General features: G+C 67.1%; 14 protein-coding genes and 2 tRNA genes. 11 read left to right on the forward strand and 5 right to left on the reverse strand.

The annotated features are described in order from the left end of the window. Window positions 1-10 precede the first annotated feature (10 nt). On the reverse strand, window positions 11-1,246 hold the full coding sequence (locus JVH1_RS30440; RefSeq protein ID WP_009474082.1) for an NAD(P)/FAD-dependent oxidoreductase: 1,236 nt from the start codon (window positions 1,244-1,246) through the stop codon (window positions 11-13). 100 nt (window positions 1,247-1,346) lie between these two features. Between JVH1_RS30440 and JVH1_RS30445 the strand changes: the two genes are divergently transcribed. Then, window positions 1,347-2,003: a DsbA family protein gene (locus tag JVH1_RS30445; protein ID WP_009474081.1), complete on the forward strand. Its 657-nt coding sequence runs from the start codon at window positions 1,347-1,349 to the stop codon at window positions 2,001-2,003. Between the two features lie 24 nt (window positions 2,004-2,027). On the opposite strand, the gene JVH1_RS30450 is transcribed toward JVH1_RS30445, so the two are convergent. After that, a complete protein-coding gene (locus tag JVH1_RS30450; protein WP_011594414.1) occupies window positions 2,028-3,002 on the reverse strand; it encodes a M48 family metallopeptidase in 975 nt (324 codons plus the stop codon). Window positions 3,003-3,069: 67 nt separating this feature from the next. Here JVH1_RS30450 and JVH1_RS30455 point away from each other — a divergent pair, with 67 nt between their 5' ends. After that, window positions 3,070-3,543, forward strand: a complete 474-nt coding sequence (locus JVH1_RS30455; protein ID WP_005248193.1) for a ribose-5-phosphate isomerase — start codon at window positions 3,070-3,072, stop codon at window positions 3,541-3,543. A 6-nt stretch (window positions 3,544-3,549) separates the two neighbouring features. Then, window positions 3,550-4,347: an Fpg/Nei family DNA glycosylase gene (locus tag JVH1_RS30460; RefSeq protein WP_009474079.1), complete on the forward strand. Its 798-nt coding sequence runs from the start codon at window positions 3,550-3,552 to the stop codon at window positions 4,345-4,347. Between the two features lie 7 nt (window positions 4,348-4,354). Here JVH1_RS30460 and JVH1_RS30465 read toward each other — a convergent pair whose 3' ends face one another. Continuing rightward, entirely contained in the window at window positions 4,355-5,173 is an 819-nt protein-coding gene (locus JVH1_RS30465) for a hypothetical protein (RefSeq protein WP_009474078.1), read from the reverse strand. Between the two features lie 254 nt (window positions 5,174-5,427). Further along, window positions 5,428-5,501: transfer RNA gene (locus JVH1_RS30470), tRNA-Gly, on the reverse strand. A gap of 139 nt (window positions 5,502-5,640) precedes the next feature. On the opposite strand from JVH1_RS30470, the gene JVH1_RS30475 reads away from it, so the two are divergent. The 8 genes from JVH1_RS30475 (at window position 5,641) to JVH1_RS30510 (ending at window position 13,664) form a co-directional block, all read left to right on the forward strand. Beyond that, window positions 5,641-5,717 (forward strand) — tRNA-Pro (locus tag JVH1_RS30475). Between the two features lie 60 nt (window positions 5,718-5,777). After that, window positions 5,778-7,172, forward strand: a complete 1,395-nt coding sequence (gene tig, locus JVH1_RS30480; RefSeq protein WP_009474077.1) for a trigger factor — start codon at window positions 5,778-5,780, stop codon at window positions 7,170-7,172. Window positions 7,173-7,356: 184 nt separating this feature from the next. Continuing rightward, entirely contained in the window at window positions 7,357-7,944 is a 588-nt protein-coding gene (locus JVH1_RS30485) for an ATP-dependent Clp protease proteolytic subunit (RefSeq protein WP_011594411.1), read from the forward strand. A 48-nt stretch (window positions 7,945-7,992) separates the two neighbouring features. After that, a complete protein-coding gene (locus JVH1_RS30490; RefSeq protein WP_009474075.1) occupies window positions 7,993-8,655 on the forward strand; it encodes an ATP-dependent Clp protease proteolytic subunit in 663 nt (220 codons plus the stop codon). A 240-nt stretch (window positions 8,656-8,895) separates the two neighbouring features. Next, a complete protein-coding gene (gene clpX, locus JVH1_RS30495) occupies window positions 8,896-10,176 on the forward strand; it encodes an ATP-dependent Clp protease ATP-binding subunit ClpX (RefSeq protein ID WP_009474074.1) in 1,281 nt (426 codons plus the stop codon). A gap of 68 nt (window positions 10,177-10,244) precedes the next feature. Beyond that, on the forward strand, window positions 10,245-10,685 hold the full coding sequence (gene aroQ, locus JVH1_RS30500; RefSeq protein ID WP_005248177.1) for a type II 3-dehydroquinate dehydratase: 441 nt from the start codon (window positions 10,245-10,247) through the stop codon (window positions 10,683-10,685). A gap of 7 nt (window positions 10,686-10,692) precedes the next feature. Next, window positions 10,693-12,627, forward strand: a complete 1,935-nt coding sequence (locus JVH1_RS30505; protein WP_009474073.1) for a sugar phosphate isomerase/epimerase and 4-hydroxyphenylpyruvate domain-containing protein — start codon at window positions 10,693-10,695, stop codon at window positions 12,625-12,627. 260 nt (window positions 12,628-12,887) lie between these two features. Continuing rightward, on the forward strand, window positions 12,888-13,664 hold the full coding sequence (locus JVH1_RS30510; protein WP_043778443.1) for a M23 family metallopeptidase: 777 nt from the start codon (window positions 12,888-12,890) through the stop codon (window positions 13,662-13,664). A 16-nt stretch (window positions 13,665-13,680) separates the two neighbouring features. Here the strand turns inward: JVH1_RS30510 and JVH1_RS30515 are convergent, their stop codons facing one another. Further along, the gene (locus JVH1_RS30515; RefSeq protein ID WP_009474070.1) at window positions 13,681-14,694 is read right to left on the reverse strand and encodes a LacI family DNA-binding transcriptional regulator; all 1,014 of its coding nucleotides are present in this window, start codon (window positions 14,692-14,694) and stop codon (window positions 13,681-13,683) included. Window positions 14,695-14,717: the final 23 nt, after the last annotated feature.

Raw genomic sequence — 14,717 nt, forward strand, 5'->3', positions numbered from 1 at the left:
GCCGGGGGTGTTAACCGGACAGGTCGGTCAACGGCACCTCGGGGTCGGCCAGGCGGTCGGGATCGACCGGGGCGGACGAGGACACCAGTTGCTTGATCTGATCGGTGACATCCCAGATGTTGACGTTCATGCCGGCGAGGACGTGATTGTCCGCGTCGAGCCAGAAGGCCACGAATTCGCGTGCGGCGAAATCGCCACGCACGACCACCCGGTCGTACGAATCGTGCGGGGCGTACCCCACGTACTCCATGCCCAGATCGAACTGGTCGGTGAAGAAGTAGGGCAGGTTCCCGTATTCGGCTGCGTGCCCGAGCATGGTGGCGGCGGCCACGGCGGGCTGGTTGAGTGCGTTCGCCCAGTGCTCGACCCGGATTCGGGTGCCGAGCTGCGGATGCCACTGCGCGGCGATGTCGCCCACCGCGACGACGTCGGGGTCGCTGGTCTGCAACCCGGCGTCGACGAGAACGCCGCCGTCGACGTCGAGTCCGGCCCGTTCCGCGATCTCGATGTTGGGTGCCGCGCCGACGGCGACGAGGACGGCGTCGGCGGGAAGGACGGTGCCGTCGCCCAGCCGAACCCCGGTGGCCTTGCCGTCGTCGACGACGATCTCCTCGACCGTGGCGCCGAGGTGCAGTTGAACACCGTGCTCGCGGTGGAGTTCGGCGAAGACCGAGCCGATCTCGGGGCCGAGGGAGCCGAGCAGGGGAACTTCGGCGGCTTCCACCACCGTCACGTCGGCGCCCTTCTCCCGTGCGGAGGCACCCACCTCGAGGCCGATCCAGCCGGCGCCGATCACCACGAGCCGCCCGCCGCCGGCGACCGCGTCGATCAGGCTGTCCGATTCGTCGATGGTGCGGAGGTAGTGGACGCCCTCGGCGTCGGAGCCGGAGATCGGTGGGCGGCGTGAGCGTGAACCGGTGGCGAGGGCGAGCTTGTCATAGCCCAGCGTGGAACCGTCCGGCAGCGTCACGGTATGGGCGGTGAGGTCGAGGGCGGTGGCGGTGGTGCCGAGCCGCAGGTCCACGTGATGGTCGCGGTACCAGTCGCCGTGATGGACGGTGAAGTCGCCGAGAGCCTTCTTGCCTGCGAAGTGTTCCTTCGACAGCGGAGGTCGCTCGTAGGGAAGGTGTTCCTCCTCCGACAGGAGGATGATCGAACCGTCGAAATCCTTGTCACGCAATGCTTCTGCCGTTTTCGCTCCGGCGAGGCCGCCGCCGACGACGACGAACGTGCGAGTGGAGGACATGTGAGGATGCTCCCTTCCGGTCGACCACTGTCGACCCTACTGCCGCGAGCGGGGTCTCCGGGAAGGATTCCCGGCAGGGAGGTGTTGACTGGACGGGAATGTGTACATCACCGAGAAGGAGCATCACGTGAGTGCTGGGACGAACGCCGGGACCGCCAGGGACGTCGCTGATTTCTGGTTCGACCCACTGTGCCCGTGGTGCTGGATCACCTCGCGATGGATCCTCGAGGCCACGCAGGTTCGCGACCTGCAGGCGAACTTCCATGTGATGAGCCTGGCCGTTCTCAACGAAGGCCGGGATCTGCCGGAGGAATACCGCGAGCTCATGACCAAGGCGTGGGGCCCGGTGCGGGTGCTGATCGCGGCCGCGCAGAAGCACGGTGACGAGATCCTGCTGCCGCTGTACACCGCGATGGGCACGCTCATCCACAACGAGGGCAACAAGGACTTCGGCGACGTGATCGTCAAGTCGCTCGCCGAGGTCGGCCTGCCGGCCGAACTGGCCGAGGCCGCCGAATCGGAGGAGTACGACACCGCACTGCGCGAGAGTCACGCCGCCGGCATGGACGCCGTCGGACCGGACGTCGGAACCCCGACGATCCACGTCAACGGCGTCGCGTTCTTCGGCCCGGTCCTGTCGCGGATTCCCCGCGGCGAGGATGCGGGCAAGGTGTGGGACGGTGCGGTCGCACTGGCCGGCTACCCGCACTTCTTCGAGCTCAAGCGCACCCGGACCGAGGACCCTCAGTTCGACTGAGCCCGGCCCCGATCCTGGGCACGGTCACCGAGTGACGGGCCCGGCCGGGTCGGCCGCGTACTGCAGTTGCTGCGGATCGCGGTAGATCTGGCCGGGTTTCACGAACAGGTGACCGTGCCGGGTCCTGTTCCGCAGGGCGGCGGCACGCCAGGTGAGCACCGGATGTCCCGACAGCAGATTCACGAACCACGGGAAGAACCCGCGTTCGGTGGTGGCCCGGTCGGCGAGTTCGTCGAATCCGACGATGCTCACAAGATATTTGCCGGCGCCGAGAACGCCCATCGCGCCGCGGGCGCCCGCAGGACGGACGCAGTAACCGTGGTTGTCCGCGGTGTATTCCATCGAACGGAACAGCGCCGACCCGACGACAGGAATGTAGTTGGCGGCGAACTGTCCCAGTTGCCGCCAGTAGGAGGCGTGACCGGCCGCGATGTGGCCGACCTCGTGGCCGATGATGAAGGCGAGGGCGTCGGGCTCGCGGGCCTCGCCGCCGATCTCGAACAGGTCGCTGTACACCACGACGAAGCGGCGGAAGCCGTGTCCGGACGCGAACGCGTTGATCCGGCCGTTCCCGAGCACGACGTATGCGTCGGGCGGCTCGGTCATCCCGAACCGTGCGGCCGCTTCGGCCACCATCCGGTACCCGTCGGGGAACTGGGTGGGCGTCATCTTGATCCCGTTCACCTGCTGCGAGCCGTAGAGCTGGCCGCGGCCGACGGCGATGAGGATCGGCGCGACCAGCACGATGAGCACCCACGTCGACACCACGCCGAGGAAGAGCGCCGCGATCGATGCCACGTAGGCGACGACGGTGAGAACGATCGCCACCACGAGCAGCGGGATCTCCCACGAGTGCCGGGCGGGCCGGTCGTTCGGCATGAGGCCCGGCAACGGGACCGGAGGATTCCATCCCGTCCCGCCACCCCACTGGTGCTGCGCGGGGACCGGCCGATGTCCCGGATACGCCTGTCCCCAGTTCTGTCCGTTGTCGGGATACATGCTGATCACGATAAGCGTCCCGGGCCCCTGACACGATTCGCGACGACGCCTGACAGAATCACCAGTCATGCGCGTATACCTGGGTGCCGACCATGCCGGATTCGAACGTAAGAACGAGATCATCGAACACCTGAAGGCCGCGGGCCACGAGACCGTCGACTGCGGTGCTCACGTCTACGACGCCCTCGACGACTACCCCGCCTTCTGCATCGAGACGGCCCGTCGTGTCGTCGCCGACGAGGGCAGCCTCGGCATCGTGCTGGGCGGCAGCGGCAACGGTGAGCAGATCGCCGCGAACAAGGTGAAGGGTGCGCGATGTGCCCTGGCGTGGAGCGTCGAGACCGCGCAGCTGGCCCGCCAGCACAACAACGCTCAGCTGATCGGCCTCGGCGGGCGCATGCACTCCCTCGAGGAGTCCCTCGCGATCGTGGACGCCTTCCTCGCCGCCGAGTGGTCGAACGAGGAGCGCCACCAGCGCCGCATCGACATCTTGTCCGAGTTCGAGAAGACCGGCGTCGCCCCCGCCCTGCCCGAGGCCTGATCGCCCTTGCCCGAAGGTCACACCCTGCACCGGCTGGCCCGGCTACACCAACGCCGGTTCGCCGGTGCGCCGGTGCGGGTGCTGAGCCCGCAGGGCCGATTTTCCGAGGACGCGGCGCTCGTCGACGGCCGCGTTCTCGTCAAGTCCGAGGCCTGGGGTAAACACCTGTGGCATCACTACGAGTCCGGATTGGTCGTGCACGTCCACCTGGGACTGTACGGAGCGTTCACGGAATCGGCCGTTCCGATGGAACCGCCGGTCGGGCAGGTCAGGATGCGGATGGTCGGCGCCGAATTCGGCACCGACCTCCGCGGTCCGACGGCCTGTGAGGTCCTCCATCCGCCGCAGGTCGCCGCCATCGAGGCGAGGCTGGGGCCGGACCCGCTCCGCAAGGACGCCGACCCCGACAAGGCGTGGAAACGCATCTCGGCGTCGAAGACCCCGATCGGGGCACTGCTGATGGATCAGGCCGTGATCGCCGGCATCGGCAACGTGTACCGGGCGGAGGTCCTGTTCCGGCACGGCATCAACCCCGACAGGCCCGGTCGAGCGCTGTCCCGTGACGAGTGGGACGCGCTGTGGGCCGACCTCGTCGCCCTGATGAAGGTCGGGGTCCGCCGCGGCAAGATGCACGTCGTCCGCCCCGAGGACGATCACGGCGATCCGGCGTATGCCAAGGACCGTCCCCGGACGTACGTCTACCGGCGAGCGGGATCACCGTGCCGGATCTGCGGCACCCCGGTCACCCACTCGGTCATGAAGGGCCGCAACCTCTTCTGGTGCCCGAGCTGCCAGCCCTCCTGACGGCCGGCTAGAAGTCGAACCCGCCACCGAAGTCGAACCCGCCGCCGTCTCCGCCGCCGCCGAAGTCGAATCCGCCGCCGTCGCCACCGGCGTCCCCGCCCATGTCGCCGCCGCCGTCTGCGCCCGCGTCACCGCCGTCGCCCCCGCCGTCCGCGCCCGCGTCACCGGTGTCCTGGGACGCGTCGCCCGCTCCGCTCTCGAAGCCCTGTGCGTCGTACCCCACTCCGGCCATGCCGGAGAACATCGCCGAGAACAGGAACATCGAGCCCAGGCCCCACGCGCCTGCGACGAGAGCGGGCTTCCACCACGGCTCCGAGTACCAGCCGGCGGGAACCGGGCGTCCTGCGACACGGCCGCCGGGGTAGTAGTTCGGTGTCTTCGACGACGGGTTCGGCGACGCCGCGACCTGCCGCCCCTCGAACTCGACCTCACGGTCCTCGGTGACAGCTCCCGCGGACTTCTGGCCGTCGATCGACGGAATCTCCGGGCCGGGGTCCATCCCCATGGCCGTGCGGGCGGCGCGGATGTAGTAGAGACCCTCGAGCGCCGTCTGCTTGGCGAGACGCGCCTGGACGGGCGTCGTGGCCTGATCGATCTGGGAGCCCGCCGCGGTGTACCGCTCGGACGCGTCGGCGAGTGCCTGCTGCGAGGCGGTGTCGGACCCGGTGAGGCTGTACACCTGTCCGCCGAGCCGTTCGATTGCCTGGCGAGCGTCCGCCTTGGCGTCCTCGAGCTGGTTCGCGGTCTGCCCGGCGCGGTTGTTGCGGCTCCTCACCACCAGGAAGGCGACCGCCGCCACGATCACGAGAATGAGTAGCAGTTCCACGGTGGGCCTCCGGAGTTCTCGCGGACCGCCGGCTGCGGGGCTGCAACATCCACGAGTAGGGGACAAATCGGACATCTCCCAGAGTACTGACCGAAATCGTGGTTACGCGCTCGGCGAACGGGGGAGCGGGCCCCAGACGACAGGTGCGGGCGCGTCTGGTGCGCCTGTGACGCATGTCATAGCGGCAGAGGTGTCCGCGACCGCCTGTGCGCGACAAAAAAAGGAGCGTTCCCTGGGGTGGGAACGCTCCTGTGTGGAGGGGATGACGGGAATCGAACCCGCGTAATCAGTTTGGAAGACTGAGGCTCTACCATTGAGCTACATCCCCGTGCATACGACAACCTGGGATCGCCATGCATGTCGTCTGCGATGAGTGACTGTACCCAACCTCGCTTTGGATTTCATAATCGGGGGGCCGTAGGATTCTTCCTCGGGTCCTCGCGAGGTTGGCGAGAGCCGGCTTCGACCGGGGTGTAGCGCAGCTTGGTAGCGCATCCGCTTTGGGAGCGGAGGGTCGCAGGTTCAAATCCTGTCACCCCGACCAGAACCACAGGGCAGGCAACTGCCGCACAGAAAAAGCACGACCACACGAAGGAGCCAGTCCGTGAAGAGCACCGTCGAGCAGCTCAGCCCGACGCGAGTCCGTATCAACGTTGAGGTGCCCTTCGAGGAGCTCAAGCCTGATTTCGACAAGGCCTACAAGGCCCTCGCGCAACAGATCCGTCTCCCCGGCTTCCGTCCGGGCAAGGCACCGGCCAAGTTGCTCGAAGCTCGTGTCGGTCGTGGCGCAGTCCTGGAGCAGGTCGTCAACGACGCACTCCCGTCCCGCTACTCCGAGGCCGTCACCAGCGCCTCGGTGAAGGCGATCGGTCAGCCCGAGATCGAGATCACGAAGATCGAGGACGGCGAACTCCTCGAGTTCACCGCCGAGGTCGACGTCCGCCCCGAGATCACGCTGCCCGACTACAGCGAGCTGAGCGTCACCGTCGATCCGATCGAGATCACCGACGAGGCCGTCGAGGAGCAGCTGCTGTCGCTGCGTCAGCGCTTCGGCACCCTGACCGGCGTCGAGCGTGCGGTCGAGGACGGAGACTTCATCTCCATCGACCTGTCGGCCACCGTCGACGGTGAGGTCGTTCCCGAGGCCACCGCGAGCGGTCTGTCGCACGAGGTCGGTTCGGGTCAGCTCATCGAGGGCCTCGACGAGGCCGTCGTCGGCGTCAAGGCCGGCGAGTCCAAGGAGTTCACCTCGACGCTGGTCGCCGGTGACCACGCAGGCAAGGAAGCTGTCGTCACCGTCACCGTCGGCACCGTCAAGGAGCGCGAGCTCCCTGCCGAGGACGACGAGTTCGCTCAGCTGGCAAGCGAGTTCGACACCCTCGACGAGCTGAAGGCCGACCTGCGTGAGCGCGTCGGACGCGTTCGCAAGGTCGAGCAGGCCGGTCAGATCCGCGACAAGGTCCTCGAGACCCTCCTCGAGACCGTCGAGGTCCCGCTGCCCGAGGCCGTCGTCAAGGCCGAGGTCGACGCTGCACTCCACGACGCCGTGCACGGTCTCGATCACGACGAGGAAGCGCTGAACAAGCTCCTCGAGGAGCAGGGCACGAGCCGCGAAGAGTTCGACAAGGACGCCAAGGAGAGCGCCGAGCGCTCGGTGAAGACCCAGCTGCTGCTGGACGCCATCGCCGACGCCTCCGACGTCACCGTCGGCCAGGACGAGCTCACCGAGCGCATCCTGTTCCAGGCACAGCGCTACGGCATGGCGCCCGAGCAGTTCATCCAGCAGATCCAGCAGGCCGGTCAGCTCGGCGCCGTCTTCGCGGACGTGCGTCGCGGCAAGGCTCTCGCCGGTGTCGTCGAGCAGGCCACCGTCACCGACACCTCGGGTGCCGCTGTCGACACCGCCGAACTGTTCGGCAACGGTGAGGCCGAGACCGAGGAGGCTGCGTCCACGGACGAGGCTGCGTCGGATTCCACCGAGAGCGAAGACCAGAAGTAATGCTGGTCGCGGGATGTTTTTCTCGCGTTCGGCGGTGAGTTGTTTTCCGCTTTGAGCGAAGTAGGGCGGCACCGGGACTCCGGTGCCGCCCTCCTTCGTTAGTGTCTGTGTCAGCAATCAACGATTTACGGAGAAGGCAGGTACCGTGACTTCCAATCACCTGGAGACTTTGCAGAGTCCCGCCATGACTTCAGCCACCGCTGGGTTGAACCTCAGCGACTCGGTGTACGAACGCCTGCTGCGCGAGCGCATCATCTTCCTCGGTACCCAGGTCGACGACGACATCGCCAACAAGCTGTGCGCTCAGATTCTGCTGCTGTCGGCAGAGGATCCCAGCCGGGACATCTCCCTCTACATCAACTCGCCCGGCGGTTCGGTCAGCGCCGGCATGGCGATCTTCGACACGATGCAGTTCGCCGAGTGCGACGTCGCGACGTTCGGAATGGGTCTGGCCGCGTCGATGGGCCAGTTCCTGCTCTCCGCGGGGGCCAAGGGCAAGCGCTACGCCCTCCCGCACGCGCGGATCATGATGCACCAGCCGTCCGCCGGAATCGGGGGTACCGCCAGTGACATCGCGATCATGGCCGAGCAGTTCGCGCACACCAAGCGTGAAATGGCCGAGCTGATCGCCGAGCACACCGGTCAGACGGTCGAGCAGATCACCGCCGATTCGGATCGTGACCGCTGGTTCACCGCACAGCAGGCTCTCGAATACGGTTTCGTCGACCACGTCGTCTCCCGCGCGGCGCAGGCGGGCGGGACCGGGCAGTAGCAGCCCGGCTTCCTCACTGACCGCTCCCATACATCCCTTGGAGAACTGATGACCAACCTGTTCGATCCCCGCAGCCTGGGAGGCCAGGCGCCCGCAGGCCCCCAGTCGCGTTACATCCTGCCGTCGTTCATCGAGCACTCGAGCTACGGCGTCAAGGAGTCCAACCCGTACAACAAGCTGTTCGAGGAGCGCATCATCTTCCTCGGCGTGCAGGTGGACGATGCCTCGGCCAACGACGTGATGGCTCAGCTGCTCGTTCTCGAGTCGCTGGACCCCGATCGCGACATCACCATGTACATCAACTCGCCGGGTGGCTCGTTCACCTCACTGATGGCGATCTACGACACCATGCAGTACGTGCGCGCCGACATCACGACGGTGTGCCTCGGCCAGGCGGCCTCGGCCGCCGCGGTGCTGCTGGCGGCCGGTAGCCCCGGCAAGCGTCTCGCCCTGCCGAACGCTCGTGTCCTCATCCACCAGCCCGCCACCGGCGGCATCCAGGGTCAGGTCTCCGACCTCGAGATCCAGGCCGCCGAGATCGAGCGGATGCGTCGCCTGATGGAGACCACCCTCGCGAAGCACACCGGCAAGGACGCCGCCGTGATCCGCAAGGACACCGATCGCGACAAGATCCTCACGGCCGCCGAGGCCAAGGAATACGGAATCATCGACGACGTGCTCGAGTACCGCAAACTCAGCGCCCAGAAGTGATTTCCTGCCGCCCCGGCTCGGGCGACACGCCGTTACGGCGCGGTTACCGCGAGCCGGGTGCGGGATCGGCAAGGCTGGCTTTCCCGGAAGATCGGTGCGCGAATCACCGACAACCAGTCGACCTCGCTCGCGATCTGCGGGTACGGTCACATAACGGGCTTTCGTTTTCGGTCGGTGCGCGCACAGCGTGGGATCGGTTCGATGGTTGCACGCAGACGAAGGAAGTAGGGACCTGACGAGATGGCACGCATCGGTGACGGCGGGGATCTGCTCAAGTGCTCTTTCTGCGGTAAGAGCCAGAAGCAGGTCAAGAAGCTCATTGCTGGGCCTGGGGTGTACATCTGCGACGAGTGCATCGACCTGTGCAACGAGATCATCGAAGAGGAGCTGGCCGAGTCCAGCGAGGTGAAACTCGACGAGCTGCCGAAGCCGGCCGAGATCCGGGATTTCCTCGAGAACTACGTGATCGGCCAGGATGCCGCCAAGCGGACTCTCGCCGTTGCGGTCTACAACCACTACAAGCGCATCCAGGCCGGTGACAAGGGCCGTGACGCGCGCGGCGAGACGGTCGAGCTGGCGAAGTCGAACATTCTCATGCTCGGTCCTACGGGCTGCGGCAAGACGTATCTGGCTCAGACGCTGGCGAAGATGCTCAACGTCCCGTTCGCGATCGCCGATGCGACGGCGCTCACCGAAGCCGGGTACGTCGGTGAGGACGTCGAGAACATCCTCCTCAAGCTGATCCAGGCCGCCGACTACGACGTCAAGCGCGCCGAGACCGGCATCACCTACATCGACGAGGTCGACAAGATCGCCCGCAAGAGCGAGAACCCGTCGATCACGCGGGACGTGTCCGGCGAGGGTGTGCAGCAGGCCTTGCTGAAGATCCTCGAGGGCACGCAGGCCAGCGTGCCGCCGCAGGGCGGTCGCAAGCACCCGCATCAGGAGTTCATCCAGATCGACACGACGAACGTCCTGTTCATCGTGGCGGGCGCGTTCGCCGGCCTCGAGCGGATCGTGTCCGATCGCGTGGGCAAGCGCGGCATCGGTTTCGGTGCGGAGGTGCGGTCCAAGGCGGAGATCGACACGCAGGACCACTTCGCGGAGGTCATGCCGGAAGACCTGATCAAGTTCGGGCTCATCCCCGAGTTCATCGGTCGTCTTCCCGTCGTGGCGTCGGTGACGAACCTCGACAAGGAATCGCTCGTCCAGATCCTGTCCGAGCCGAAGAACGCGCTGGTCAAGCAGTACAACCGGTTGTTCGACATGGACGGCGTGGAGCTGGAGTTCACCACGGACGCGCTCGAGGCCATCGCCGACCAGGCGATCCTGCGCGGCACCGGTGCTCGTGGACTGCGCGCGATCATGGAGGAAGTTCTGCTGCCGGTCATGTACGACATCCCGAGCCGTGACGACGTCGAGAAGGTCGTGGTCAGCGCCGAGACGGTCAACGACAACGTGCTTCCGACCATCGTTCCGCGCAAGCCGGAGCGGGGAGAACGCCGAGACAAGTCCGCCTAGGCGGGAGCGCGCTGTATCCTGGGTGCGAACTAACTCACTAGTTCGTACAAATGGAGGTATAGCGCGCGATGACCGCTCCCGGACCGATCTTTGTTCTCAACGGCCCCAACCTGAACCTGCTGGGGCAACGGCAGCCCGAGGTGTACGGGCGGGAGACGCTCGACGACGTCGTCGAGTTGTGCCGCACGGCCGCCGCGAAAGCCGGACGTGAGATCGTCGCGCGGCAGTCCAACCACGAGGGCCATCTGATCGACTGGGTGCACGAGGCCCGGACCACGGCGTCGGGCGTCGTGATCAACCCCGGCGGTTTCACGCACACGTCGGTGGCGCTGCGCGACGCCCTGGTGACGCTCGAGGTGCCGCTCGTCGAGGTGCATATCAGCAACGTGCACGCCCGCGAGGAGTTCCGGCACCACTCGTACGTGTCCGGAGTCGCGACGGGTGTGATCGCCGGGCTCGGCATTCTCGGCTATGCGCTGGCCGTCGACTTCATCTGCAACAAGGGCTGACGCCACCATGGGACGACAGGTTCGTACGAGCGTTGCCACGGTATCCCTGAGCGGATCGCTGGAGGAGAAGGTCACCGCGATCGCGGCAGCCGGGTTCGACGGATTCGAGGTTTTCGAACCCGATTTCGTGAGCTCGCCGTGGTCGCCGCGTGAGCTGGCTTCCCGCGCAGCGGATCTCGGGCTCACCCTCGATCTGTATCAGCCGTTCCGGGATCTGGACTCCGTGGACGAGGCGACGTTCGCGCGCAACCTGATCCGAGCCGAGCGCAAGTTCGACATCATGGAGCAGCTCGGCTGCGACACCCTGCTGGTGTGCTCCTCGCCGTTGCCCGAGGCGGTGCGCGACGACGCCCGCCTGACCGAGCAACTCCACACTCTCGCCGAGCGCGCACACAGCCGGGGACTCCGCATCGCGTACGAGGCGCTGGCCTGGGGCACGCATGTCAATACGTACCGGCACGCGTGGAAGATCGTGCAGGACGCGGATCATCCTGCCCTCGGTACGTGCCTCGACAGCTTCCACATCCTCTCCCGCGGCGACGACCCGTCCGGCATCCGCGACATCCCGGGGGAGAAGATCTTCTTCCTCCAGCTCGCCGACGCGCCCCGGATGTCGATGGACATCCTGCAGTGGAGCCGGCACCACCGGAACTTCCCGGGGCAGGGCACCTTCGATCTCGCGACGTTCGGCGCGCATGTTCAGGCCGCCGGATACAGCGGACCGTGGTCGCTCGAGATCTTCAACGACACGTTCCGGCAGTCGTCGACAGGCCGCACCGCCGCCGACGCTCACCGCTCGCTGCTGTACCTCCAGGAGGAGGTCGCACGCGTGCAGGCCGAGCACGGTGAGGACACCGGTCGCGGTCTGGCCCTGTTCGAGCCGCCGCCGCGCGCACCCCTCGAAGGCATCGTGTCGCTCCGGCTCGCGGCCGGTCCCGGCAAGGATTCCGACCTTCGGCAGGCGCTGCAGCACATCGGATTCCGTCTGGTTGGCCGCCACCGCAGCCACGACCTCCAGCTGTGGCGGCACGGCCGGATGACCATCGTGGTCGACGCGACCGCGGGCACCGTGTGGACCGCTCCGGGTCTGCCTGCGCACCTGCCGGTGCTCACCCAGATCGGTATCCGGTCGAGCGATCCCGATGCGTGGGGTGAGCGCGCCGCGGCGCTCGAGGTCCCGGTGCACGAGGTCCTGTTGCCCGGTGTGGACACGGCCCCCGAATCCGATGTGGTGCGTCTGAAGATCACCGATGCGACGTCGCTGGATCTGCGCGGCCCGGGCAGTGCCGCCTCGTGGCAGTCGGCGTTCGACCTGTATCCGACGGAGTCGCGCTGGCAGGACGAGGTGCCCGTGTTCACGGGAGTCGATCACGTGGCGCTCGCCGTGCCGTCCGACAACTGGGACGGCATCATGCTGCTGCTCCGTTCGGTGTTCGCGATGGCGCCGCACGAGGGTCTCGACGTCACCGACGCGGTCGGCATGATGCGCAGTCAGGCCCTGACGATGGACCAGACGGGTGCCGACGGCATCGACCGTCCGCTGCGCATCTCCCTGAACATGGTTCCGGGTGCGGTGTCGGGGAACTCCCACATCGCCGCGGCCCGGCGCGGCGGCATCAGCCACGTCGCGTTCTCGTGCACGGACATTTTCACCGCCGCCGCGACCATGCAGTCCAACGGGTTCGACCCCCTCGTGATCTCGCCGAACTACTACGACGATCTCGAGGCCCGCTTCGGACTCTCCCGCGAACTCCTGGACCGGATGAGCGGGTCCGGCATCATGTACGACGCCGATGCCCATGGCGAGTTCTTCCACCTGTTCACCCAGACGGTGGGCGCCGACCTGTTCTTCGAGGTGGTGCAACGCGTCGGCGGCTACGAGGGATACGGGGACGCGAACTCCGCGATGCGTTTGGCGGCGCAGCTGCGGGCCGCCGGTTGAGCGGCCGATTCGGAGGTCACGGAGCCCGCGGTCCCGACCGCGTGATCCGTGACGTCGGACACTTCTGACGCGTGGCCACTGTCGTCGATGTGCTCTCACGGGGTGCATGTGACTGATGAGGCCGGAAAATCCGGCGCGAGACGACAGAGCGCTGCACATTCGTCAATGAGGCGCGCTGGATTCAGCCTGATCCGTACTAACCTGTGTCGAAACCGTGACCGTTTCGTTATCGATCACGAACTCGACAGAGGAATGTGGTTTTGGCTCTACACCCGAACACCGTCCCGCGCACCCGGCGCACCCGGCGCCTCCGTTCGACGACGACCTCCCGCCGACGGCTGGTGGCGACCTCACTGGCGGCCGCTGCTCTGCTCGCATCCGGGGGCATCGCCTCCGCCGCGACCGGTGAGGTTGCGCAGGCGTCGACCGAGACGAGCGTGTCTCTCTCGACACCGCCCCAGTTCCTGCAGGTCACGCGCCCGGTGCCCGTCGACTACGCCGAGCAACTCCAGCGCGCCGCCCAGCGTGAAGTCGAGCGGCTCGCGTTCGAGAAGGCCGAGGTCGAGCGGCTGGCTCGCGAGGCCGCAGAACAGGCTGCCCGCGCGGCTGCGGCCGCGGAAGCGGCACGTCGACCCGCTGTGCTGGTCCCGGCCGACGGCACGTTCACCTCGGGCTTCGGTCCGCGGTGGGGCACCAACCACAACGGCATCGACATCGCCAACTCCATCGGCACCCCGATCAAGGCCGTCACCAACGGCACCGTGATCGAGTCCGGTCCCGCCTCGGGATTCGGGTTGTGGGTCCGCATCCAGCAGGACGACGGCACCACCGGCGTGTACGGCCACATCGACCAGTCATTGGTGTCGGTCGGGCAGCAGGTCCGGGCCGGCGACCAGATCGCCACCATGGGCAACCGGGGTCAGTCGACCGGACCGCACCTGCACTACGAGGTGTGGGCGGTCAACGGAACCAAGATGGATCCGGCGGGCTGGTTCCAGTCCCGCGGCGTGCCCGTCCCCCAGGGGCAGGGCAGCTAGGCGCTGATCCACGCCGTCACGGCTGGTTGTACGGGGTGACCACCCGGATGGGGGACGCGGCCGTCGTGACACCGCCGAGCGCGCCCCGCGCCTGCAGCAACATGCGGCACGCCAGGTGGGCGTCGGCCCGGAGATCGTGGTGCAGCACGGCGGAGAGCGTGCCGGCTCGCAGCAGCCGTGTGTTGTCCTCGTCGAGGTCGTGGGCGATGAACACGCGGCAGGTGCGGCCGGTCCGTTCGAATGCGCGGGCCGTGGCCACGTTGCCGCCGCCGATCGAGTAGACGGCCGCGATGTCCGGGTTATGTTCGAGCGCCCGGAGCACGAGGCTCTCGATGGTCGCGTCGAGTCCGTCGCTCTCCGCGATGTCGATCACCGCACGGTCGGTGCCGAAACTTCGCAGTGCGGCGCGGAACCCCATCTCCCGTTCCTCCTCTCCACGGAAGGCATTGCTGCTCAGCGTGATCAGGACGGCGGACGACAGGTCGCCGAGCCACTGGTCGACGAGGTAGGCGGCGGTCGCCCCCGCGGCCCGGTTGTCGATCCCGACGTAGCCGGCCCGCGAGCTGCCCGGGACGTCGGTGGCATAGGTGATCACCGGTATCCCCGCCGCGGTGAGCCGGTCGATGGCCTCGACGACCTCGACGGAGTCGGGCGCCTTCACGATCACGCCCTGCGTGCCGCGGGCTGCGATCCGATCGAGAGTCTCGACCATCGCCGGTGTCGAGCCGGTTTCCCGGAAATGGAACCGCGACCGCACGACGGCGGGGGCGAGAGCGGGCAGTTCCGCCTCCACGGCCGCACGGAATGCGGTGGTGAAGCGTTCGGGTGACTGCATGACGACGTCGACGAGGAACTTGCGCCCACTCAGCTTCAACTGGGTGCGTTGTTTGTCGAGATCGTGGATTGCCTGCTGCACTTCCGCTCTCGTCGATTCCCGTACTCCGGGGCGTTCGTGGAGCACGCGGTCGACGGTAGCCTCGCTCAATCCCGACTGCTGGGCGATCTCACGGACCTTGTAGCGGTGCTTCACAGCCGCCTCCTGAGGTGAAAATG

It is taken from the genome of Rhodococcus sp. JVH1 (genome assembly GCF_000280725.2).
In the GTDB taxonomy this organism is placed as follows: domain Bacteria; phylum Actinomycetota; class Actinomycetes; order Mycobacteriales; family Mycobacteriaceae; genus Rhodococcus_F; species Rhodococcus_F jostii_A.